This is a genomic window from Bradyrhizobium sp. U87765 SZCCT0048 (assembly GCF_018131225.1).
Taxonomy (GTDB): domain Bacteria; phylum Pseudomonadota; class Alphaproteobacteria; order Rhizobiales; family Xanthobacteraceae; genus Bradyrhizobium_A.
Window position 1 is genome coordinate 230,938 of record NZ_JAFCMM010000003.1, and the last position, 21,563, is coordinate 252,500.

At 65.9% G+C, this 21,563-nt stretch carries 19 protein-coding genes and 1 tRNA gene (1 of these 20 running past the window's edge); 8 read left to right on the forward strand and 12 right to left on the reverse strand.

Going from position 1 to position 21,563, the window contains the following annotated elements; genetic code table 11:
* Positions 1 to 13: 13 nt before the first annotated feature.
* From era to rpoZ, 7 genes are all read right to left on the reverse strand, one after another.
* Positions 14 to 946 (reverse strand): GTPase Era, encoded by a 933-nt coding sequence (gene era, locus JQ639_RS19660; RefSeq protein ID WP_211970656.1) that lies wholly within the window; start codon positions 944 to 946, stop codon positions 14 to 16.
* Positions 936 to 1,754: a ribonuclease III gene (gene rnc / locus JQ639_RS19665; protein ID WP_211970657.1), complete on the reverse strand. Its 819-nt coding sequence runs from the start codon at positions 1,752 to 1,754 to the stop codon at positions 936 to 938. The genes era and rnc overlap by 11 nt, the downstream gene beginning before the upstream one ends.
* On the reverse strand, positions 1,751 to 2,509 hold the full coding sequence (gene lepB, locus JQ639_RS19670) for a signal peptidase I (protein ID WP_211970658.1): 759 nt from the start codon (positions 2,507 to 2,509) through the stop codon (positions 1,751 to 1,753). Before lepB ends, rnc begins: the two co-directional genes overlap by 4 nt.
* Before the next feature lie 268 nt (positions 2,510 to 2,777).
* Positions 2,778 to 3,254, reverse strand: a complete 477-nt coding sequence (gene acpS / locus JQ639_RS19675) for a holo-ACP synthase (RefSeq protein ID WP_211970659.1) — start codon at positions 3,252 to 3,254, stop codon at positions 2,778 to 2,780.
* Positions 3,251 to 4,018 carry a pyridoxine 5'-phosphate synthase gene (locus tag JQ639_RS19680; protein WP_211970660.1) on the reverse strand — a complete coding sequence of 256 codons (768 nt, stop codon included), beginning with the start codon at positions 4,016 to 4,018 and terminating at the stop codon, positions 3,251 to 3,253. The genes acpS and JQ639_RS19680 overlap by 4 nt, the downstream gene beginning before the upstream one ends.
* A gap of 33 nt (positions 4,019 to 4,051) precedes the next feature.
* Positions 4,052 to 6,337 (reverse strand): RelA/SpoT family protein, encoded by a 2,286-nt coding sequence (locus JQ639_RS19685; RefSeq protein ID WP_211970661.1) that lies wholly within the window; start codon positions 6,335 to 6,337, stop codon positions 4,052 to 4,054.
* 169 nt (positions 6,338 to 6,506) lie between these two features.
* On the reverse strand, positions 6,507 to 6,899 hold the full coding sequence (gene rpoZ / locus JQ639_RS19690; RefSeq protein WP_211970662.1) for a DNA-directed RNA polymerase subunit omega: 393 nt from the start codon (positions 6,897 to 6,899) through the stop codon (positions 6,507 to 6,509).
* A gap of 342 nt (positions 6,900 to 7,241) precedes the next feature.
* Here rpoZ and JQ639_RS19695 point away from each other — a divergent pair, with 342 nt between their 5' ends.
* Together JQ639_RS19695 and JQ639_RS19700 are read left to right on the forward strand one after the other, a co-directional pair.
* A complete protein-coding gene (locus JQ639_RS19695) occupies positions 7,242 to 7,877 on the forward strand; it encodes a LabA-like NYN domain-containing protein (protein ID WP_211970663.1) in 636 nt (211 codons plus the stop codon).
* A complete protein-coding gene (locus JQ639_RS19700; protein ID WP_211970664.1) occupies positions 7,855 to 8,595 on the forward strand; it encodes a uracil-DNA glycosylase in 741 nt (246 codons plus the stop codon). Before JQ639_RS19695 ends, JQ639_RS19700 begins: the two co-directional genes overlap by 23 nt.
* A 93-nt stretch (positions 8,596 to 8,688) precedes the next feature.
* Here JQ639_RS19700 and smpB read toward each other — a convergent pair whose 3' ends face one another.
* The 3 genes from smpB to dapA form a co-directional block, all read right to left on the reverse strand.
* Positions 8,689 to 9,162, reverse strand: a complete 474-nt coding sequence (gene smpB, locus JQ639_RS19705; RefSeq protein WP_211970665.1) for an SsrA-binding protein SmpB — start codon at positions 9,160 to 9,162, stop codon at positions 8,689 to 8,691.
* Positions 9,163 to 9,235: 73 nt separating this feature from the next.
* Complete coding sequence (mscL, locus tag JQ639_RS19710) at positions 9,236 to 9,649, reverse strand: large conductance mechanosensitive channel protein MscL (protein WP_211970666.1); 414 nt, start codon at positions 9,647 to 9,649, stop codon at positions 9,236 to 9,238.
* A gap of 197 nt (positions 9,650 to 9,846) precedes the next feature.
* Complete coding sequence (gene dapA / locus JQ639_RS19715) at positions 9,847 to 10,737, reverse strand: 4-hydroxy-tetrahydrodipicolinate synthase (RefSeq protein WP_211970667.1); 891 nt, start codon at positions 10,735 to 10,737, stop codon at positions 9,847 to 9,849.
* Positions 10,738 to 10,972: 235 nt separating this feature from the next.
* Here dapA and JQ639_RS19720 point away from each other — a divergent pair, with 235 nt between their 5' ends.
* From JQ639_RS19720 to JQ639_RS19730, 3 genes are read left to right on the forward strand one after another with little or no spacing between them, the layout of a single operon-like run.
* On the forward strand, positions 10,973 to 13,183 hold the full coding sequence (locus tag JQ639_RS19720) for a lytic transglycosylase domain-containing protein (protein ID WP_211970668.1): 2,211 nt from the start codon (positions 10,973 to 10,975) through the stop codon (positions 13,181 to 13,183).
* Positions 13,184 to 13,220: 37 nt separating this feature from the next.
* The gene (locus tag JQ639_RS19725) at positions 13,221 to 14,126 is read left to right on the forward strand and encodes an alpha/beta fold hydrolase (protein ID WP_211970669.1); all 906 of its coding nucleotides are present in this window, start codon (positions 13,221 to 13,223) and stop codon (positions 14,124 to 14,126) included.
* Between the two features lie 19 nt (positions 14,127 to 14,145).
* Positions 14,146 to 16,128: an O-linked N-acetylglucosamine transferase, SPINDLY family protein gene (locus JQ639_RS19730; protein ID WP_211970670.1), complete on the forward strand. Its 1,983-nt coding sequence runs from the start codon at positions 14,146 to 14,148 to the stop codon at positions 16,126 to 16,128.
* A 194-nt stretch (positions 16,129 to 16,322) separates the two neighbouring features.
* Here JQ639_RS19730 and JQ639_RS19735 read toward each other — a convergent pair whose 3' ends face one another.
* Positions 16,323 to 17,852: a porin gene (locus JQ639_RS19735; RefSeq protein ID WP_211970671.1), complete on the reverse strand. Its 1,530-nt coding sequence runs from the start codon at positions 17,850 to 17,852 to the stop codon at positions 16,323 to 16,325.
* A 762-nt stretch (positions 17,853 to 18,614) separates the two neighbouring features.
* On the opposite strand from JQ639_RS19735, the gene JQ639_RS19740 reads away from it, so the two are divergent.
* Positions 18,615 to 18,708 (forward strand) — tRNA-Ser (locus tag JQ639_RS19740).
* Between the two features lie 196 nt (positions 18,709 to 18,904).
* Positions 18,905 to 19,444 carry a GFA family protein gene (locus tag JQ639_RS19745; RefSeq protein ID WP_211970672.1) on the forward strand — a complete coding sequence of 180 codons (540 nt, stop codon included), beginning with the start codon at positions 18,905 to 18,907 and terminating at the stop codon, positions 19,442 to 19,444.
* 20 nt (positions 19,445 to 19,464) lie between these two features.
* On the opposite strand, the gene JQ639_RS19750 is transcribed toward JQ639_RS19745, so the two are convergent.
* A complete protein-coding gene (locus tag JQ639_RS19750; protein ID WP_211970673.1) occupies positions 19,465 to 20,790 on the reverse strand; it encodes an MFS transporter in 1,326 nt (441 codons plus the stop codon).
* Between the two features lie 109 nt (positions 20,791 to 20,899).
* Here JQ639_RS19750 and JQ639_RS19755 point away from each other — a divergent pair, with 109 nt between their 5' ends.
* Positions 20,900 to 21,563 carry the 5' portion of a LysR substrate-binding domain-containing protein gene (locus JQ639_RS19755; protein ID WP_211970674.1) on the forward strand. 221 nt of this gene lie beyond the right edge of the window, so the window shows 664 of its 885 coding nt (coding positions 1-664); its start codon is at positions 20,900 to 20,902; its stop codon lies beyond the right edge, outside the window.

The window sequence follows — 21,563 nt, forward strand, 5'->3', positions numbered from 1 at the left end:
CGCGAGCAAACGCTCATTCCTTCGGGAATTCCAGTCCCATCTCGCGATAGCGCTCGGGGTCGTCGCCCCAGCCGTCGCGCACCTTCACGAACAGGAACAGGTGCACCGGCTGACCGACGATCTCGGTAAGTTCCTTGCGCGCGTCGGCGCCGATCGCCTTGATGGTGGCGCCGCCCTTGCCGAGCACGATCTTGCGCTGGCTCTCGCGCTCGACATAGATCGTCTGCTCGATCCGCACCCCGCCCTTGCGCTCGGTCCAGGTCTCGGTCTCGACCGTCGACTGGTACGGCAGTTCCTGGTGCAGTTTGCGATAGATCTTCTCGCGGGTGATCTCGGCCGCCAGATGCCGCAGCGGCGCATCCGACATCTGATCTTCGGGATAGTGGAACGGGCCGGCCGGCACGGCGGCCGCGAGCGCCCGGCGCAGATCGTCGACGCCGTCGCCGGACAACGCCGACACCATGAAGGTCTGCTCGAACTTGAGCCGCTCGTTGGCCGCCTGCGCCAGCGCCAGCAGCTTGTCGCGCGCGACGACGTCGACCTTGTTGATCACCAGGATCTTGGGATGGCCGACGCTGCCGAGCTTGCTGAAGATCGCATCAGCCTCCTCGTCGAGGCCGGCGCGGGCGTCGAGCAGCACGCAGACGAGATCGGCGTCATGCGCCCCGCTCCACGCGGTCGAGACCATGGCGCGGTCGAGCCGGCGGCGCGGCGCGAAGATGCCGGGCGTATCGACGAGAATGATCTGCGAGGCGCCCTCGACGACGATGCCGCGGATCAGCGCGCGCGTGGTCTGCACCTTGCGCGACACGATCGTCACCTTGGAGCCGACCAGCGCGTTGACCAGCGTCGACTTGCCGACGTTCGGGGCGCCGATCAGCGCGACGAAGCCGCAGCGGGTCTCGCCGCCCGCGCCATTGTCCTCGCCGGTCGGATCAGCCGTCATTGTTGCCACTCGGCACGCCTTCTCGCTTGAGCATCGCCAGCGCCGCCACCTTCTCGGCGGCGCGCTTGCTGCCGCCGATGCCTTCGGCGGGCGCGAGCCCGGGCAGTTCGACGGCGACACGGAATTGGGGATCGTGGTGCGGACCGGTGCGCTCGACCTCGCGGTAGACCGGCGTCGGCAGGCCTTTGCCCTGCGCCCACTCCTGCAACACCGTCTTGGCATCGCGCAGCGGCCGCAGCGGCTTGCGCATCCGCTCCGTCCAGTTGGTTTCGACGAACTGCGCCGCGGCGGCATAGCCGCCGTCGAGGAAGATCGCGCCGATCACCGCCTCGCAGATGTCGCCGAGCACCGACTTGCGCAGCCGCTCGCCGACGCCGGCGCCGACGGTGCCGAGCTTGATCGCCTCGAGCAGACCGAGGCCCTTGGCGACATCGGCGCAGGTCTCCTTGCGCACGAGATCGGCGAGGCGCTTGGACAATTCGCCCTCGTCGGCCTTCGGAAACGCGCGGTACAGCATGTCCGACACGATCAGGCCGAGCACGTGGTCGCCGAGGAATTCGAGGCGCTGGTAGCTGTCCGTACGGTTGCGCGCCGATTTCAGCGCCGAGACATGGGTCAGGGCGGTCGCAAGCAGCGCCGGCTCGGCGAACGAATGGCCGATGCGCTCCTCGATCGCCTTGGCGGCCGCCTTGGCGCTGACGCGCCGCCGCGGCTTCTTCGACTGCGCAGCGGCGCTGTTGTCGGTGGTCAGCGCAGCGGGATCATCGACATGGGCGGCCGGCGGAATGAGAGGGGTATCGTCGCTCATCGCACGATGTGGAAGATGCGATTCCAGCGCACGGCGAACGGCCAGCGCCAGATCTGCCAGGCCTGCTCACCTTCCGCGATCGAGAAGAAGATCATCTGCGCGCGGCCGATGAGATTTTCCTGCGGCACGTAGCCGACCGCCGACAGCACGCGGCTGTCGGTCGAGTTGTCGCGGTTGTCGCCCATCATGAAGAAGTGGCCGGGCGGCACGGTGTAGACGTTGGTGTTGTCGTAGAAGCCGTTGTCGACGCAGTCGAGCGTCTCGTAGCTGACGCCGTTCGGCAGCGTCTCCTTCCAGCGCTTGACCTTGGCGGTGACATCGGAGCCGCAGGGATCCTCGCCGACGAAGTCCGACAGGCGCTCGCGCTGCACCGGCTTGTCGTTGATGTGGAGCAGCCCGTCCTTCATCTGGATGCGGTCGCCCGGCAGGCCGATGACGCGCTTGATGTAGTCGGTGGTGTCGTCCTTGGGCAGGCGGAAGACGACGATGTCGCCGCGGCTCGGATCGGAGCCGAAGATGCGGCCGGAGAACAGCGGCGGCGACAGCGGGATCGAATAGTGGCTGTAGCCGTAGGAATACTTGGAGACGAACAGGTAGTCGCCGACCAGCAGCGTCGCCTTCATCGAGCCCGACGGAATGTTGAAGGGCTGGAACAGGAAGGTGCGGATCACCAGCGCGATGATCAGCGCATGCACGACGACTTTGACGGTTTCGCCAATGCCGCCTTCGCTCTTGGTCCCGGATGTCACGCTCATCGCCGCTCTTGTTCCCTGTGGGAGCCGACAACGGCCCGCTCTGGTGTCCTGCGCCTGCGCCCACCCGGCCGGGCCCGCGACGTCCGATGGCGTCGCAAACTCACCAGATCAATTTGTGTACCCTGTGGCGGGTTCGGAAATGCCCCTCCCGGCAGGACCGGGACGCGCAGGGAATTTCCGAACCACCACAAATCACCACACAACAGCGCCCGCGCGCGTTGTAGACGGTTGCCCGCCACCGCGCAATCAAGAAACCCGCAAATTCTTGCTAATTGCCTGACAATCCAGTCATTTTTAGTTCAGAGGGGGCCGTGACGACCCCGGCTCCGGACTGTCCGGCGGGGACCGCTGAAATCACCACGAAGGCCTGGGCGAGCGGCCAGTCGTCGGTGATCGACAGGTCGATCCGGGGCTCGAAACCGGCTGGAACCAGCGCCGCGAGCCGCGTTTGCGCCCCACCCGTGAGGCGCATGGTCGGCCGGCCTCCCGGCAGGTTGACGACACCCATGTCGCGCCACCACACCCCCTGGCGGATGCCGGTTCCCAGGGCCTTGCTGCAGGCCTCCTTGGCGGCGAATCGCTTGGCATAGGTCGCCACCACCATCTTGTGCGATTTGGCCCGCCGCTCGGCCTTGGCCCGCTCCGCCTCGGTGAAGATGCGGTCGAGGAAACGCTCGCCGTGGCGCTCGATCACCTTTTCGATACGGCGGATGTCGATGAGGTCGGAGCCGATGCCGATGATCATGCGGTCAGCCCGGCGTTGCGGCGGCCGCGAATCATCGCCGCGCGCATGGCCCGCACTGTCTCGCCGAGACCGACGAAGATCGCCTCACCCATCATGAAGTGACCGATGTTCAATTCGACGATCTGCGGCAGACCGGAGATGGTCTCGGCCGTGGCATAGTCGAGCCCGTGGCCGGCATGGACCTCGAGACCGGCGGAGTGCGCCAGCGCGGCGCCGTCGACGATGCGCTGCCACTCGGTCTCTGCGACGTCCTGCTTGCCGTCGATCACCGCGTGGCACCACGCGCCGGTGTGGATTTCGATCACCGGGGCACGCAGCCGCGCCGCGGTCTCGATCTGTCGGGGGTCGGCGGCGATGAAGAGCGACACGCGGATGCCGGCATCGTTGAAGCGGGCGATGACCGGCGCCAGCGCATTGTGCTGCCCGACGACGTCGAGGCCGCCCTCGGTGGTCACCTCCTCGCGCCGCTCCGGCACGAGACAGACCGCATGCGGCTTCGTCGCCAGCGCGATCCGCACCATGTCCTCGGTCGCCGCCATCTCGAAGTTCAGCGGCCTGGAAATTTCCGCCTTGAGCCGCGCCATGTCGTCGTCACGGATGTGGCGGCGATCCTCGCGCAGATGCGCCGTGATGCTGTCGGCGCCGGCCTCGATCGCCAGCAGCGCGGCGCGCACCGGATCGGGCAGACAGCCGCCGCGCGCGTTGCGCAGCGTGGCGACGTGGTCGACATTGACGCCGAGGCGCAGCGGACGGGCGATGGACATGGGCAACCTGCGAGAAGCTGTGACGAGAAGAACCTAACCGTTGACGCGCTCGACATTGGCCACCACTGCCTTGGCGCGGAGCTGGGCAATGATCGCGCTGAGATGCTTGAGATCGTAGACCTCGAGGTCGATGGTCAATTCGGTGAAATCCGGCGAGCGCCGGCTCATCGAGATGTTATCGATGTTGCCGTCGTGCTCGGCGATCACGGTGGCGATCTGTGCGAGGCTTCCGGGCTCGTTGACGTTCTGCACGAACAGCCGCGCCGGGAAGCGCTGCGGCGTGCTCTCGTCGACATCCCAGCGCACGTCGAGCCAGCGCTCGGGCATGTCCTCGAAGTCCTTCAGCGCCGGCGACTGGATCGGATAGATCGTGATGCCCTCTCCCGGCGTCACGATGCCGACGATGCGGTCGCCCGGCACGGCGCCGCCGTTGGGCGCGAACTTGACCGGCAGGTCGCTGTTGATGCCGCGGATCGGAATCGCGGCCTTGGTCGGCGTTCCTTCCGCCGACTTCGGCTTCGGCGCGCCGTCCTTCTTGGCGGCGCCGAACACGCCGAGGCGCTCTTCCTTGTAGTCGGGATACATCGCGCGGGCGACGTTGGACGCCTTCATCTCGCCACGGCCGACCGCTGCCATGACGTCCTCGATCGAGGTGCGCGCAAGGCGCGGCAGCGCGCCCTTCAGCTTGTCGTCGTCGTAGGCGATCTTGGCGCGCATGAACAGCCGCTCGACGATGCGCCGCCCAAGGCCCGCATACTGGTCGCGCACCGCCGCGCGTGTGGCGCGGCGGATCGCGGCGCGCGCCTTGCCGGTGACCGCCAGGGATTCCCACGCCGACGGCGGCGCCGACTGGGCGCGCGAGGTCAGCACCTCGACCTCGTCGCCGTTCTGCAGCTCGGATGACAGCGGCGAGAACTTGCCGTTGATCTTGCAGCCCACCGCGCTGTTGCCGACGTCGGTGTGCACCGCATAGGCGAAGTCGATGACGTTGGCCTTGCGCGGCAGCGCGATCAGCTTGCCCTTCGGGGTGAAGCAGAACACCTGGTCGTGGAACAGCTCGAGCTTGGTGTGCTCGAGGAATTCCTCGGGGTTGGCGCTCTCCGCCAGCACCTCGATGGTGTGGCGCAGCCAGGCGAACGCGTTGGATTCGCGGTTCAGCATCTCGGTCGGCGACCCCACGCCCTCCTTGTAGAAGGCGTGCGCGGCGATGCCGTACTCGGCAATGCGGTCCATGTCCTCGGTGCGGATCTGCAGCTCGACGCGCTGGTTGCCCGGACCGATCACGGTGGTGTGGATCGAGCGATAGTCGTTCTGCTTGGGCGTCGAGATGTAGTCCTTGAAGCGGCCGGGCACCACCGGCCACACCGTGTGCACGGTGCCGAGCGCGCGATAGCATTCCTCGACCGTATGAACGATGACGCGGAAGCCGAAGATGTCGGAGAGCTGCTCGAAGCCGACCGACTTGCGCTCCATCTTCGTCCAGATCGAGAACGGCCGCTTTCGCCGTCCGGTGACCCGCGCAGCGATGCCGTTCCTGGTCAGGCTCGCGGTCAGCTGGGTCTCGATCTCGCCGATCAGGTTGCGGTTGCGGTCGGCGAGCGCGCTGAGGCGGCCATTGACCACCGCATAGGCCTCCGCATCGAGCTCGCGGAAGGACAGGTCTTCGAGCTCCTCGCGCATCTCGTGCATGCCCATGCGGCCGGCGAGCGGCGCATAGATGTCGATGGTCTCCTCGGCGATGCGCCGGCGCGATGCCGGCGGCACGAACTCGAGGGTTCGCATGTTGTGCAACCGATCCGCGAGCTTGACCAGGAGCACGCGCACGTCATTGGCGACCGCCAGCAGCAGCTTGCGCAGATTCTCGGCCTGCTTGGCCTCGCGCGAGACCAGCTCCAGCCGCTTCAGCTTGGTGAGGCCTTCGACCAGCGCGCCGATCTCGTGGCCGAAGATCTGATCGATCTCCGCCCGCGTCGCCTCGGTGTCCTCGATGGTGTCGTGCAGCAACGCCGCAACGATGGTTGCGTCATCGAGCTTGAGGTCGGTGAGAATCGCCGCGACTTCGAGGGGGTGCGAAAAGTAGGGATCGCCCGACGCCCGCGTCTGCTCGCCATGGGCGACCATGGCGTAGACATAGGCGCGGTTGAGCAGGTCCTCGTCTGTGTCCGGGTTGTAGGCCCGCACCCGCTCCACCAGGTCGTACTGGCGCATCATCCGGGTCGGAGAGCGCTTCGGGGGCTTCGCCGGCGCAAGCGCCGGGGCCGCGGCGGCCCCGCCGGCCGCGGCTTCCATCTGTCGTGCGTTACGGCGCCAATACGCCATCTTCCAACCTCACGGAGTTCCCGCTGGAACCCGACGATCCCATTGTGTCGATCGTTCGACCGTAGCGCAACAAAAGCTCAAAAAACGTCAATAAATGCAAAGGCCCGGATCGAGATCCGGGCCTTTGTCAGATTGGGTGGCAAACGGCCCGTTGGGAAGGCGTGTGCGTTTATTCTTCCTCTTCGGGCTGCTCCTCCGGAGGAGCAAGGCCCTCCAGACCCTTGAGCAGCTCTTCCTCGGTCATGCGCTCGACCGCGACCTCGGTGTCGTCGGCATCGACGCTGGCGCCGGCCGAGCCGATCAGCGGCACGGTGTCGGGCTCGGGCTCGTCGACTTCGACGAACTTCTGCAGCGAATGCACCAGCTCCTCGCGCAGGTCTTCCGGCGAGATCGTCCGCTCGGCGATTTCACGCAGCGAAACAACCGGATTCTTGTCGTTGTCGCGATCGACCGTGAGCTGCGAGCCGGACGAGATCATCCGCGCCCGATGCGCGGCCAACAGTACCAGGTCGAACCGGTTGTCGACCTTGTCAATGCAGTCTTCCACGGTGACGCGAGCCATCGACGTGTCGCTCCGTTAAATGGGCCAAAATCTTCAGATTATCCACCGTAGGTATAGTGGCGGGCCCCAATTCGCAAGCAGCAATTTTCCCGATTTCGGGCAAAGCTGGAGCCCGGCGCAACGCTCTGCTACACTCCGTTTTTGGTGAGCGAATGGTCGCATGGACACCAAAAGGCTTCATTGCTTCATCATGATCCGTCGCTTGGGCTGATTTCGCAGCCACGGATTGGTTAATGCAAATGAATTCAACCTGGAAGCTTTCCAAAGAACGACCAGTTGCGCGCAGCCGGTAGGGTTGTGCCAATGCTCACCCGGAACGACAAAAATGCGGGACAACAACTGATGCCTTCTGCCTCCTCCAACAAGATCGCGCTCTTCATCGATGGCGCCAATCTCTACGCCACCGCGAAGACGCTCGGCTTCGATATCGACTACAAGCGGCTGCTGCGCGAATTCCACGGACGGGGGACTCTGGTCCGCGCGTTCTACTACACTGCCATCATCGAGGATCAGGAATACTCGTCGATCCGTCCGCTGATCGACTGGCTCGACTACAATGGTTACACCGTCGTCACCAAGGCGACGAAGGAGTTCGTGGACCAGACCGGGCGCCGCAAGGTCAAGGGCAACATGGACATCGAGCTTGCTGTTGATGCGATGGAGCTCGCCGAGCATATCGATCAGATGGTGCTGTTCTCCGGCGACGGTGATTTCCGTTCGCTGGTCGAAGCGGTGCAGCGCCACGGCGTGCGTGTCACCGTGATTTCCACCATCGCGAGCCAGCCGCCAATGATCGCGGACGAGTTGCGTCGGCAGGCCGATGTGTTTACCGATCTGGTAGAGCTGCAGTCCAAGCTCGGCCGCGATCCGTCGGAGCGCCCCGCTCCGCGCGAACCCCGCGAGCCGCGCCACACGCCGCAGTTCCTGCAACGCAGCACCATCGCGCCCAGGGCTGATGAGGAAGAATTCGACGACTGAAACGGCGACGGAGCGGAGCCGGCGGATTTCCGCCGGTCCCGCGGCCCATCCCGCTCGCACACCAACCTCTGCCGACAGCCCGGGCTCCACGGAGCCCGGCCATGACTGCCCCCTCTGCCCTCGCCTCGCCGACTTTCGCAACGACATCCGCGCGCGCGAGCCGCACTGGTTCAATGGTCCCGTCGCGCCGTTCGGCGACCCTGACGCGGCGCTGCTGATCGTCGGCCTCGCCCCGGGACTGCAGGGTGCGAATCGCACCGGTCGGCCATTCACCGGCGACTATGCCGGCGACCTGCTCTACGACACGCTGCACGCTTATGGCTTCGCCGAGGGCACCTATGAGGCGCGCCCCGACGACAGCCTGCGGCTGGTCGACTGCCGCATCGGCAATGCGGTGCGCTGCGTGCCACCCCAGAACAAGCCGCTACCAATCGAGATCAAGACCTGCCGGCCGTTTCTCACCGCCGTCCGCGATGAGATGTCGCGGCTGCGCGCGGTGGTGCTGCTCGGCCGCGTCGCTCACGACACGACACTGAAGGCATTCGGCGTTCGCGCCGCGGACGCACCGTTCGGTCACGGCGCCGAGCATCAGGTCGGCGCTATCCGCCTGTTCGACAGCTATCACTGCTCCCGCTACAACACGAACACCGGCGTGCTGACGCCGCAGATGTTCAGAGCGGTGTTCGCCCGGGTGCGGCAGTATCTCGACGCCAACTAGCAACTCGCTTGTCGCGCGAGAGGACGCGCTGGCTGCGCGCATCGGCCGCAGTATGTGCGTCCTGATGTTTTAGGAATTAAGTCTCAGGAATCATCAACCGCGGGCGCGCAGCAGGCGGCCCTTCTCGCGGCTCCAGTCGCGCTTCTTCTCGCTCTCGCGCTTGTCGTGCAGCTTCTTGCCCTTGGCGAGCGCGAGCTCGAGCTTCGCCCGCCCCTGCTCGTTGAAATAAAGCTTGAGCGGAATGAGCGTCATGCCCTCGCGCTCGACCGCGCCGATCAGCTTGTTGATCTGGCGCTTGTGCAGCAGCAGTTTCCGCGGCCGCCGCGGTTCGTGGTTGAAGCGGTTGGCCTGGAGATATTCGGGGATGTTGGCATTGACCAGCCAGATCTCGCCAGCGCGCGGATCGGCATACGATTCCGCGATCGTGGTCTTGCCGTTGCGGATCGACTTGACCTCGGTGCCGGTCAGCGAAATGCCGGCCTCGAGCGTATCCTCGATCGCGTAGTTGAACCGCGCTTTGCGGTTCTCCGCCACGATCTTGATGGGCCGCTTGTTCTTCTCACTCATCGTTCACTGTTTTCCGGACGGGATGCGGACGCTCACGGCCCGCATCCGCCACTCTGTCGGGGCGAGCCGTCGTTCAGGCTTTCTGCTTCAGCAGGTCGCGAATTTCGGTCAGCAGTTCCTGGTCCTTGGTCGGACCGGCCGGCGCTGCGGGCGCCTCCTGCCGCTTCAGCTTGTTCATGAAGCGGACGACGACGAACAGCACGAAGGCGATGATCAGGAAGTTCAGCACCAGCGTCAGGAAGCTGCCCCAGGCCAGCACGGCGCCCTGCTTCTTGGCGTCCGCGAGGTTGGTGGCGGTGACTTTGGCCGACAGTGCCGTGAAGTAGTTGGAGAAGTCGAGCCCGCCGGTGATGGCACCAATGATCGGCATGATGACGTCGCCGACCATCGAGTTGACGATGGCGCCGAACGCCGCACCGATGATGACGCCGACCGCGAGGTCGACGACATTGCCTTTCATGGCGAACTCACGAAATTCCTTCAGCACGGGCAGGCCTCCCTGTCACGGTCTCACCGACGCGAACCACTTCCGCGCCGTGAGCGAAACCGTAAAACATCATCGAAAAAAACGGTATCCGGTTTTGCCGGGTTCCATGCCGAAGCTTCAGGCCGGACTGCCAGATCCGACCTCAAGCCATTGTAATGTATGAAAAATCAAAAGACGAGAGGTACTGTATCCTCGCCTCAATTGAGCAGCCCAGCGTGGACCATGGCGCTGCGCACCGCCGCCTTGGTCGCATCCGACACCGGAACCATCGGCAGGCGCACGTCGGCGCTCATCTTGCCGAGCAGCGACAGCGCGTACTTCGCCGGCGACGGGTTGGTCTCGATGAACAGGTTGGTGTGCAGCGGCATCAGTTTGTCCTGCAGCTTCAGCGCCTCGGCATAGTCGCCGCGCTGGCAGGCGAGCTGGAATTCCGAGCACAGCCGCGGCGCGACATTGGAGGTCACCGAGATGCAGCCGTGGCCGCCGTGGGCGTTGAAAGCCAGCGCGGTGGCGTCCTCGCCCGAAAGCTGGTTGAAGTCCTCGCCGAGTGCGGCACGCTGCTGCGACACCCGCACCGGGCTCGCGGTCGCATCCTTCACGCCGGTGATGTTCTTGAGATCGAACAGCCGCTTCATGGTATCGACCGACATGTCGATCACCGAACGCCCGGGAATGTTGTAGATGATGATCGGAATGCCGATGGCGTCGTTGATCGCCTTGAAGTGCTGGTAGAGGCCCTCCTGGGTCGGCTTGTTGTAGTAGGGCGTCACCACCAGCACGCCGTCGGCGCCGGCGCCTTCTGCATGGCGGGCGAGCTCGATCGCTTCCGCGGTGCTGTTGGAGCCCGCACCGGCGATCACCGGCACGCGGCCCTTGGCCTCGCTGATGCACCACTCGACCACGCGGCGATGCTCGTCATGGCTCACGGTCGGGCTCTCGCCGGTGGTGCCCACCGGAACGAGGCCATGGGTTCCCTCTTCGATCTGCCAGTTCACGAACGCGCGGAAGCCCGCCTCGTCGAGCGCGCCATTTTTGAACGGCGTGACCAACGCGGTGTAGGACCCCCGAAAATTCGTCTTGGCAGCCATCATCTTTCTCCGGCCGTTTTTGGCGGCTTCATCAATTGCAGGTTGAATTCAGGCCCGGGAGCCGGGCCGGCTCTGGAACCGGGTCTATGCCAGTGAAGGACGCCCGGCAAGGCCGTGATTTCGCCGCGGTGCGAGGCGATAACGACATGCTAACATATTTAATGTTTTGTCGAAAAACTCAATGAAATACAACGTTCCCTGAGAGCGTAAGCGTGATTCGCCATTGAGGCTCAAGGTGACGCCATTGGCCCGTGCATCCGCCCCGCAATCCCTCGTTCTGTCCCGCCATCGCGCGCGTCTTCTCGCCGCCACCTTGCTGGTGTGTGCCGCCCCGTTGCTGTGCGACGCGGCGTCCGCGGTGCCGCTGCCCAGGCCCCGACCGGTGACGCGCACCAGCACCGTGCCGCAGGCGACCCCCACCAAGGTCGAAGCGGAAAAAAACGCGCCTGCGACAATCACGCCCGCCCAGTCCGCCGCACGCGCCGCACCGGCCCCGCGCAAGCGCGGCGCGCCGCTCGCGATGTCGGCGAGCGCCTCGACGCCGCAGGCCGATGCCGAAGCGGTCGAGAACGTCATCGAACAGATCCGCAGCAAGAAGGATCCCGCCGGTGCGAGCCAGATCGCGGCCTCCATCGGTGATCCGGTGGCGCGCAAGCTCGCCGAGTGGATCATCCTGCGCAGCGACAACAACGGCGTCCCGGCCGAACGCTACCGCGCCTTCATCGTCGCCAATCCGAGCTGGCCGAGCCTGACCTTCTTGCGCCGCCGCGGCGAGGCTGCGCTGTGGGATGACAAGCGCGACGACGCGGCTGTCGCCGCCTGGTTCTCCAGCGAGGAGCCGCTGTCTGCCAAGGGCAAGCTGGCCCTTGCCCGCGTGCTCATCGGCCGCGGCGACCGTCGTGGCGCCGAGCAGTTGGTGCGCGACGCCTGGCGCAACGACGCCATGTCCGGCGACACCGAAGCCACCGCGCTCGACATGTTCGGCGCATTCATCTCCGGCGGCGACCACAAGGCGCGCATGGATTGGGCGCTCTATGCCAACGACGCCGACACCGCGCTGCGCGCCGCCCAGCGCCTCGGCGCCGCCTATGTCGCGCTGGCACGGGCCCGCCTCGCCTCCAACCGCAAGGCGGCCAACGCCAAGGCGATGCTCGACGCGGTGCCGCGCGAACTGCATGGCGATCCCGGCTTCGTCTTCAGCCGCATCCAGCAGTTGCGGCGTGACGAGAATTTCGCCGAGGCCGCGCAGTTGATGCTCGCTGCGCCGCGCGATCCGGCTCGCCTCGTCAACCTCGACGAGTGGTGGGTCGAGCGGCGTCTCCTCGCCCGCAAGCTGCTCGATACCGGCGATAACCGCAGCGCCTATCTCATTGCCCGCGACGCGGCGCTGCCGGCGCGCGACATCTACAAGACCGAACAGGAATTCACCGCCGGCTGGATCGCGCTGCGCTTTCTCAACGACCCGGCCACTGCCGCCCAGCACTTCGCCCGCATCGGCGTCGGCAGCAGCAACCCGACCGCCCTCGCCCGCGCCGGCTACTGGCAGGGCCGCGCGGCAGAAGCCATGGGCCGCAGCCAGGAGGCGCGCGCCGCCTATCAGTCGGCTGCGGCACAGTCGACCAGCTACTATGGCCAGCTCGCACGCGCCAAGCTCGGCCTGCCGCAGCTTGGCCTGCGCGAAGCGCCGCCACGCTCGCGCGGCGCCGACCGCCTGGAGGTCGTGCGTGCGGTCGAGCTGCTCTACGCTCTCGGCGAAGGTGAGATCGCGGTGCCGATCCTGGCTGACATGGGCGAGCGGGCCGAAGATCCCGAGGCCCTGGCGGCGCTGTGCGAGCTCGCCCAGCGCAACGACGACGCGCGCGGCATGCTGCTGGTCGGCAAGGCGGCGCTGAACCGTGGCCTGCCGTTCGACCATTATGCCTACCCCGTGTCCGGTATTCCGCGCTACCGCACCATCGGGCCCGACGTCGAGCGCAGCGTGGTGTTTGCGATCGCGCGCCAGGAAAGCGCCTTCAACCCGAAGGTCGTCTCCAGCGCCAACGCGATCGGCCTGCTGCAGGTCACGCCGGCCGCCGGCAAGTATGTTACCAAGAAGTACGGCGAGAGCTTTGACCAGCGCCGCCTGATGTCGGACCCGTCCTACAACGCCACCCTCGGGGCCGCTGAACTCGGCGGGCTGATCGACGACTATCGCGGCTCCTACATCCTGACCTTCGCCGGCTACAACGCCGGCCGCGGCAGCGTACGCAAGTGGATTGAGCGCTACGGCGATCCGCGCGATCCCAAGGTCGATGCCGTCGACTGGGTCGAACTGATCCCGTTCTCAGAAACCCGCAACTACGTGCAGCGGGTGATGGAGAACCTGCAGGTCTACCGCGCGCGCTTCGGTGGCGGCTCGCGCCTGCAGATCGAGGCCGATTTGCGCCGGGGCGCCGGGGTGGAATAGAGTGGGGCAAGCGCCCCTCTCCGAGATCCCCTCGCCCATGCCCGTTCAGTCCCGTGATGTGTTCTGCGTGTCGGCCGATGGCCTGAAGCTGCACGCCCGCGAGACCATGTCCGCGAACGGCCCCCACCCCGGCCTGTTGCCGGTGCTGTGCCTGCCGGGGCTGACCCGCACCACCGCCGACTTCGACGTGCTGGCGCAGGCGCTCGCCGGCGACACGCAGGCGCCGCGCCGTGTGGTCGCCATCGACTATCGCGGCCGCGGCCTGTCCAGCTACGACGCCAATATCGCCAACTACGCCGTGCCCATCGAGATGGGGGATGTGCTCGCGGTCGCGGCCCACCTCGGCATCGACCGGGCAATCATCGCCGGCACCTCGCGCGGCGGCCTGATCGCCATGACCATGGCGGCGACGGCCTCGCCGCTGCTCGCCGGCGCCGTTCTCAACGACATCGGCCCGGTGATCGAGATGACCGGCCTGCTGCGGATCAAGAGCTATGTCGGGGCGCGGCCGGTGCCGGCGTCCTGGGACGACGCCGCACGCGGCACGAAGGCAATGTTCGGCCGCGACTTTCCGAACCTCGGCGACGACGACTGGCTCGCCTGGGCGCGCCGCGCCTGGCGTGAGCGTGACGGCCGCCTCGAGCAGACCTACGATCCAGCACTCGGCGAAACGCTTGCCGCGCTGACGCCGGAAACGCCGCTGCCGCCGCTGTGGGAGGCCTTCGACGCGCTGCAGCCCCATCCGTTGATGCTGGTGCACGGCGCCCTCTCCGACCTGCTCAGCCGCGACACCGTGCGGGCCATGGCGGCGCGCCGCCCCGACCTCGATCTCGTCGAGATCGCCGACCAGGGGCACGCACCGCTGCTCGCCGATGCGCTGAGCATCACACGCATTGGCGCGTTCTGCGGCGTCTGCGACCGCGCCGCCAGCGTGGCCGCGTAAGACGCTACGGCCGCGCCCGATGGCTCCTCCGTCCGAACTGTTTCAGCGCGCGCTCGCCGCCTTCCAGCAGGGCCGCTTTGAGGACGCCGAACGCGCGCTGCGCCAGCTGTTGCGCAAGGAACCACGCCATCCCGGCGGCCTCAATGTGCTCGCCGTGGTGCTGAGCGCGCAGAAGAAATATCGCGAGGCCGAGCCCTATCTGCAGACGGCGCTGAAGCTCAACGCGACATCCGACGCCACCTTCTACAACTACGGGCTCGTGCTGAAGGCGCTGGGACGGCCGGAAGAAGCGCTCGTGCGATTCCGTGAAGCGCTGGCTCTCAACGCTGCCAACGCCGACACCTGGAATAACAGCGGCACGGTTCGCAACGAGCTGAAAGATCATGCCGGCGCACTCGCCGATTTCGAGCGCGCCCTCGCGATCAATCCCCGTCACGCCGGCGCGCTCTGCAACAAGGGCAAGGCGCTCGCCGATACGCGGCAATACGAGGCCGCGCTCGCAGCCTATGCCGGGGCGCTGGCTTTGCAGCCGCGCCTCGCCGAGGCGTGGTTCGGCCAGGGCCACGTATTGCATCGCGTGCAGCGCCATGACGAAGCGGTGCGCGCGTACACCGCCGCCCTGCAGATCGCACCGGAGCTGCCGTTTCTCAAAGGCAGCCTGCTGCATGAGAAGATGCTGGCCTGCGACTGGGACGGTGTCGCCGCGCTGACCGCCGAGGTGACGCGCGATCTCGCCGCCGGCAAACCGGCGATCGAGCCGTTCGGCTGGCAGGGCCTTGCGACCTCATCGCTGAGCCTGCAGCAATGCGCTGTACTGTTCTCGGCCACACGCTATCCGACGATTGCCAGCGAGGCCGTCGTGCCCGCCCCCGCGGCGGACGGCCGGCTACGCATCGGCTATCTCTCCGGCGAATTCCGCCAGCAGGCGACGTCATTGCTGCTGGTCGGTGTGCTGGAGCATCACGACAGCGCGCGCTTCGAGATCACCGCCATCGACAACGGCTGGGACGACGGCAGCGACACGCGCGGACGGATCGAGCGTGCGGTGCACCGCGTCCTGCCCGTCCGCGGTCTTGACGATCCACAAGCCGTCGCCGCAATCCGCGCCGCGGGCATCGACGTGCTGGTCAATCTCAACGGCTTTTTCGGCGACGAGCGCAACCGGGTGTTCGCGCGGCGAGCCGCGCCGCTACAGGTCAACTATCTCGGCTTCCCCGGCACTTTGGGGGCGCCATTCATGGACTACATCATCGCCGACCGCCATGTGCTGCCGGACAGCGAGCGCGCATTCTACAGCGAGAAGGTGATCACGCTGCCGCACAGCTACCAGGCGACCGACCGCGCGCGCCCGATCGCCATTGATAGCGCCTCGCGCATCACATCCGGACTGCCCGAGAGTGGCGTCGTGTTCTGCTGCTTCAACAACGCCTATAAGATCACGCCGGATATGTTCGCGCGCTGGATGCGGATCCTCTCCGCGGTCGACGGCAGCGTGCTGTGGCTGCTCGCCGATCATCCGCTTGCGGCCGCCAACCTGCGGCGCGAGGCGGAGGCGCAAGGCATCGCACCATCACGCATCGTCTTCGCCGAACGCCTGCCGTCGGCGGAGCATCTCGGCCGCCACCGCTGCGCCGACCTGTTCCTCGATACGCTGCCCTACAACGCCCACACCACGGCGAGCGACGCGCTGTGGGCCGGCCTGCCGCTGCTGACCTGCCGGGGCACGACATTCGCCGGCCGTGTCGCCGCCAGCCTGCTGGACGCCATCGGCCTGCCGGAGCTGATCACGACCAGCCTCGACGACTACGAAGCCCTCGCCATCGCGTTGGCACGCGATCCGCTGCGCCTCGCGGCGCTCAGGGACAAACTGGCCGGCAACCGCCTGACGACACCGCTGTTCGACACCGCGCTGTTCACCCGCCATCTCGAGGCGGCGTTTGTCGCGATGGTGCAGCGCCAGCGTGCCGGTCAGCGTCCTGACCATCTCGTCATACCGGCCTGACGCGCAGCCGCGCGCAGCGTCTGCCCTTCCGCTTTCAAAACAAAACAGGCACCGGCAAGGATTGCTGCCGCCCGTCGCAAGCATCGGCGAGACGCAGCTTGCGCCGATGCCGATGTCATCGTCAGACAGAAACAGGCAAAGAAAAACCCCCGGCGGAGACCGCCGGGGGTTCGAGCTTGATGATCGTCAGACGATCAGAAGCTGCGGAGGATCTGAACCGCGCCGTTGAACAGGTTCTGGTTCTTCATCTCGAAGGTGTTGCCAGTGGCAACGCCCGGGATCGTGGCAGCAGTATTGGCGACCAGGAGGCCGTTCTGGTTCTGAATCAGCCGGCTGTAGGTGAACTCAGCCGACAGAGTCAGGTTCTGCACCGGGGTCCAGGCCGTGCGCGTACCAACCTGGGCAACCGCGAAGTTGAAGTTGCCAGTGCCGGCACTGCCCACGAACGCGAGGGCAGAGGTCGGGTTGTTGAACGCCGCGAGCAGCGCCGCGTTGCCGGCCGAGCCGTAGTTGATCGAGGTGTACGAACCGTACACCGAGGTCCGCCACGCCGGGGTCCAGTAATGCTCGTAATAGGCGCTCACTTCCCACGCCGAGCTCAGGTCGATGCTCGAGCCGTTGGCCGAGTTGGTGCCCGAGTACACGCCGTCGAGCACATAGCCGAACGCCATGCTGCCCGCGGTGCCCGCGCCGGTGCCGATCTTGGCAAAGCGACCACCACCAGAGGTGTCGACCGTGCCGCCCCAGACGTACTTGGCAGCACCCTTGGCGTAGCTGGCTTCAACCTTCAGGCTGTCGCCGATACCGGTCGGCAGGTTCTTCAGCTCGAAAGCACCGGTGAAGGCATAGCCCCAGGCCGACGACGGATGACCAGTGTCGCTGTTGGCGGCAGTGTAGTAGGTGCCGTGAACTTCATGCGCGGCAGCGCCGAAGTGCAGCGAACCCCAAGCTTGGTCGAGGCGCAGGTTGGCGACGATATCCGGCACGTGGTCGCCGGTCTGGACGTTGCCGCCGAACGTGTTCGCAGTCGTGCCGTAGCCAAGGGTCGCAGCGCCGAACGGAGCCAGGAACCCAGCGGTCGCGTTCACGACGCCAGCAGAACGGTAGGGCTGGGCGTCTTCGAGCGAGATCGTCGCCGACACGCCGTTGCCGAACGAGGCGGTGTAGGCCAACTGCGGGATACCGGTGGCGTTGTTCGAGCCGCCGAGCACGCCCGAGGCGATCCACGGCTTGGCCAGCGCCCACTGCGGGTCGAACTGCGACACGGCCTTACCGAAGGTGAAGCCGGCGAACTGGATGAACAGGAAGTCGTTCTCCATGTAGCCGCCCGCGATGCTCTCGCGGCCCTGCGCGAAGTCGAACTGCAGGTTGGCGTAGGTACGAACGACACCGTATTCAGTCGCGGTGCGCGTGTCGATGAACAGGTTCAGACGCTCGCGCGTCGTGAAGTAGTTGCGGTTGTAAGAGTTCGCGCCACCGGTGCTGCCCTGCCAGAACGGCACGTCGTAGGTGGTGCCATTGAACGCCGTATCCAAGCGCAGAGCGCCGCCGATGCGGATGCAGGTGTCGGTGCCGGGGATGTAGTAGAAGCCCGCGCCGTAGAGGGAGCAGATCTTCACGTACTCGACCGCTTTGGCCTTGACGGGAAGATCGGCCGCCTGCGCTCCGGTCAGCGCGACGAAGCCCGCCGCGGTGCCGAGCATAAGGCTCTTAACCATCTTCATGTAAACCTCCAAGTTTGCTCTATAGGGAGAGTTCCAATTCCGTCGTGCTCAAAAACACTCAGGTGATGGTTCCCTGTCCCCGCTGACCGCCTTGTTGCCTCGCGCTTTCGGACACTCCCGCATAACGCGAGGGACTTCAGCGAAACATCTAGACGGGACGACCTCGGGATGCCCCCCTCCGTCGCAGGACGACAATTACCCAACGCCTCTGCACAGGCAACAAAGGACCGCCCTACAAACGGCCCAGTGCCGCCGTTTTTGGAGATGTGTTGCACAAATAACACGCAGTCGTGACCGCGCGAGGCTTGCAAGCCTCTGATTTATATATTGATTTCCAGACGTCTTTTTTGCGGCTGCGTTTGCGCCACAATCCGGCCCTCCGCCGCTCGTGCGGCCTCGGAGCTTTGCCGGGACGAATCGGACCGGCGGATTCGCGGCACAAGGCGGCTGCACCGGTGGCAAATCAAGGCCGCCTGCAGAGCGCTCGCGTGCGGTGGAACCCGCCCGCCGGGGATCCGCGCAGGCATCATGGCACCACTCCGCCTGCAACGGACGAGAAACCCGGCGGGAACCTGAGCGCAGGTTCCGTCGCGCGCGGAAACCAATGCGGCGGAGAACACCGCGCGGCGCCTGCTGCTGTCTTCCAGGCCAACGCCATGGAATGGCGACGCAAATCGAACAGGGGCATCCCACAATTAAGACGTGGGTCGCGCAATCTCCGACTTGCAGATGCCGCGTCTGTCGGGCATATGCAGCCATAACGGAGATATGGCCGAGTGGCTGAAGGCGGCGGTTTGCTAAACCGTTATAGGGTTGTAAAGCCCTATCGAGGGTTCGAATCCCTCTGTCTCCGCCACCCTTTGTCTCCGCCACCCTTCCCTTCATTCCTTCAGACCGTGCGAATCGCGCCAGCAGGCTGCGACGGTGACACGCATGCCTTCCGAGACGCTGCGTTCCGCCGCGGGAATCGCTGCGCGAGCCGGCCAGAGCTGCAGTCGACGTCCACGCCGCGACCGTACCGCCATGCCGGCCGATCAGAACGGAACCGATCGATGCCCCAGCCGAAGCTAACCGCCTCCTGCGCCTGCGGATGCGTCGACGTGACCGTCTTCGGCGCCCCCATTGCCTGCAGCATCTGCTACTGCCGCGACTGCCAGCGGGGTGCGCAGCAGATCGAGGCCCTGCCCAACGCCTCCGGCGTCGCCGAGACCGATGGCGGCACCTCCTACGTGCTCTATCGCAATGACCGTGTGACCTGCACGCGCGGCCACGCCAGGTTGACGAGCTACAAGCTCAGGGAGCGCTCACCTACCAATCGCGTGGTCGCGAGCTGCTGCAATACCGCGATGCTCGTGAACTTCGATCGCGGGCCCCACTGGGTTTCAGTCTACCACACACGTCTCGGCGAAAACGCGCCGCGGCCGCAGATGCGAATCTGCACGCGCTTCAAGCGCGACGACGTCGTGCTGCCGAGCGACATGCCGAACCATCCCGGCTACCCTCCGTCGCTGGTGGTGAAACTGCTCGCCGCGCGGCTCGCCATGCTGATCGGCCGGACGTCGCCTGGGCTCGCCGAAATCGGGCGTGCCTGATCGCAGCGCTCGCGGCGCCGTCATGCACTCCGCCCTTCCTTCGGCGACGGCGGAAACAGCAGGAACGCCAGTCCGGCACAGCCTGCCGCGACCAGCCAGACGCCGACCCAGCCAAGCCACGCGAGCACCGCTGGAATCGCCAGCGGCGTGACGAAATAGGCGCCGAACGCAAACGTATTGCCGAGGCCAAGAGCCGTTCCGACATGGCTCATTCCGGCAACCGTCGCCAATTCCGTGAACGCGATGCCGTTCCAGCAGGAGGCCACGATGCCGCCGATGACCAGGGTGACGACCGCCAGCGGCAGGAACACCTCGCTATGCACCGGGGCATGCGCAGCCATCGCGACGAAAAGCCCGAGCACGGCGTAGATCGCCGCGGTCATGATCGCACAGCCCTTCATGAACGAGCGGCGGTTCTTTTTCCGGTCCGTGAAATGGCCGCTCCACACGCGGCCGATCGCAGCACCGATCTGCACCGTCACGATGCCAGCACTGATCTCCATCACGCTGAGATGTCCAACGTCGTGAAGGAAAACGGCAGCGAAGGTCAGCACAGCGATCTGCGGAATGCACAATGCACCAAGGCCGAGCACCGTTCGCCATACCTGTGCGTTGCGCAGCGGACCAATCGCGCTGGGCACTGGTGCGATTGGCTGCCGCGGCGAGCCCCCGGCCGCGGCGCCGGGCTCGTGCAACCATAACCACACGAACGCAGTGGTGATGAGACAGAGCGCAGCGAGCACACCATACACCGCGCGGAATCCTGCAACGGCCGCGAGCGATGGCAGGATTACCGCACCGATCGCCCCGCCGCCTGGCAGCGCGACTTGCCGAATGCTCATAGCAAGACCGCGCTCGCCTTCCCTGAACCAGGCCATGATGGCGCGGCCACTCGATCCGTTGACGCTGCCGCCGATCAGGCCGACCAGCACCAGACTGGCGCCGAGCATCAGTGGTGACGGGATATGTCCAGGAGATGGCGAGACGAACACCGCCATCAGCGCCAGCAGCACACCCGTCAGTCCGAGGCCCGAGAGCAGGACCCGGCGATCGCCGAGCTTGTCGGTGAGCAGTCCCCACGGCAGTTCGCTGAGCGCGACCCCCAGTCCCATGGCGCCGAGGATCATGCCGAGATCGGTGATCTGCAGATGATAGTCGGCGCGCATCAACACCGCGGTGGTCGGAAGCCCGGAAAACGCAGCGGCAAAGCTGGCATTGGCGGCAAAGCCGACGCCAAGCACTTTCCAGCGGTGAGTTGGTGTGAACCTTGGTGTGAGACTTGTCGTGAGAACACGCGGCGCGTCTGACGCGACGGTGCTGGTGGCCGTTTCTTCCTGCACGGACATGGAACATCCCGGTGGCGCTGATGATCTTGACCGATCTTCCATACCGCGCGACAATCGTCCGGATAATCAGATAGTTCAGGACGTTTAATCCTGAAATTCAGGACGCTGGATGGCCAGACCCGCTTTCGATCTGGAAGTGCTGCGCAGTTTCGTCACCGGCATGGAGCTCGGCAGTTTCGCCAAGGCCGCCGATCGGCTCGGCCGCTCGACCTCGGCGGTCAGCGCGCAGATCAGGAAGCTCGAGGATCAGGCCGGCACGGCGATCTTCCGTAAGGCCGGGCGTGGCCTTGCCCTCACCGAAGCGGGAGAGACCATGCTGTCCTACGCGCGGCGCCTGCTCGATCTCAATGACGAGGCCGCGATCGCCGTGCAGGGCCTGGCGGCGGAGGGAATCATCCGGATCGGCATGCAGGAAGATTTCGGCGAGGTGCTGTTGCCGAAGGTGCTGGGACGCTTTGCCCGCGCCCACCCCAAAGTCAGGATCGAAGCGCGTGTCGGACGCAAGGGCGAGCTGATGGAGCGCATCGGCATGGGCCGTCTCGACCTTGCTGTCGCCTGGGACGATGGCGCCGCGCCTGCGGCGGCGTACAGGAGCGATATCGCGACGGTCCCTGTCGGCTGGATCGGGCCAGCCGATGGCGCGATGTCCAACCAGAGAGAGGCCGAACCGCTGCCACTGATTTCCTACGATGACGGCTGCTGGTTTCGCAGCATCGGCACGGCCGCGCTCGACCGCATCAACCAGCCGTGGCGTGTAGCGCTGACCAGCGCCA

What these genes read in the sequence shown, in the direction of transcription:
- era (WP_211970656.1), bottom strand. Translation starts at nt 946, where the DNA reads ATGACGGCTGATCCGACCGGCGAGGACAATGGCGCGGGCGGCGAGACC.
- rnc (WP_211970657.1), bottom strand. Translation starts at nt 1,754, where the DNA reads ATGAGCGACGATACCCCTCTCATTCCGCCGGCCGCCCATGTCGATGAT.
- lepB (WP_211970658.1), bottom strand. Translation starts at nt 2,509, where the DNA reads ATGAGCGTGACATCCGGGACCAAGAGCGAAGGCGGCATTGGCGAAACC.
- acpS (WP_211970659.1), bottom strand. Translation starts at nt 3,254, where the DNA reads ATGATCATCGGCATCGGCTCCGACCTCATCGACATCCGCCGTATCGAA.
- JQ639_RS19680 (WP_211970660.1), bottom strand. Translation starts at nt 4,018, where the DNA reads ATGTCCATCGCCCGTCCGCTGCGCCTCGGCGTCAATGTCGACCACGTC.
- JQ639_RS19685 (WP_211970661.1), bottom strand. Translation starts at nt 6,337, where the DNA reads ATGGCGTATTGGCGCCGTAACGCACGACAGATGGAAGCCGCGGCCGGC.
- rpoZ (WP_211970662.1), bottom strand. Translation starts at nt 6,899, where the DNA reads ATGGCTCGCGTCACCGTGGAAGACTGCATTGACAAGGTCGACAACCGG.
- JQ639_RS19695 (WP_211970663.1), top strand. Translation starts at nt 7,242, where the DNA reads ATGCCTTCTGCCTCCTCCAACAAGATCGCGCTCTTCATCGATGGCGCC.
- JQ639_RS19700 (WP_211970664.1), top strand. Translation starts at nt 7,855, where the DNA reads ATGAGGAAGAATTCGACGACTGAAACGGCGACGGAGCGGAGCCGGCGG.
- smpB (WP_211970665.1), bottom strand. Translation starts at nt 9,162, where the DNA reads ATGAGTGAGAAGAACAAGCGGCCCATCAAGATCGTGGCGGAGAACCGC.
- dapA (WP_211970667.1), bottom strand. Translation starts at nt 10,737, where the DNA reads ATGGCTGCCAAGACGAATTTTCGGGGGTCCTACACCGCGTTGGTCACG.
- JQ639_RS19725 (WP_211970669.1), top strand. Translation starts at nt 13,221, where the DNA reads ATGCCCGTTCAGTCCCGTGATGTGTTCTGCGTGTCGGCCGATGGCCTG.
- JQ639_RS19730 (WP_211970670.1), top strand. Translation starts at nt 14,146, where the DNA reads ATGGCTCCTCCGTCCGAACTGTTTCAGCGCGCGCTCGCCGCCTTCCAG.
- JQ639_RS19735 (WP_211970671.1), bottom strand. Translation starts at nt 17,852, where the DNA reads ATGAAGATGGTTAAGAGCCTTATGCTCGGCACCGCGGCGGGCTTCGTC.
- JQ639_RS19745 (WP_211970672.1), top strand. Translation starts at nt 18,905, where the DNA reads ATGCCCCAGCCGAAGCTAACCGCCTCCTGCGCCTGCGGATGCGTCGAC.
- JQ639_RS19750 (WP_211970673.1), bottom strand. Translation starts at nt 20,790, where the DNA reads ATGTCCGTGCAGGAAGAAACGGCCACCAGCACCGTCGCGTCAGACGCG.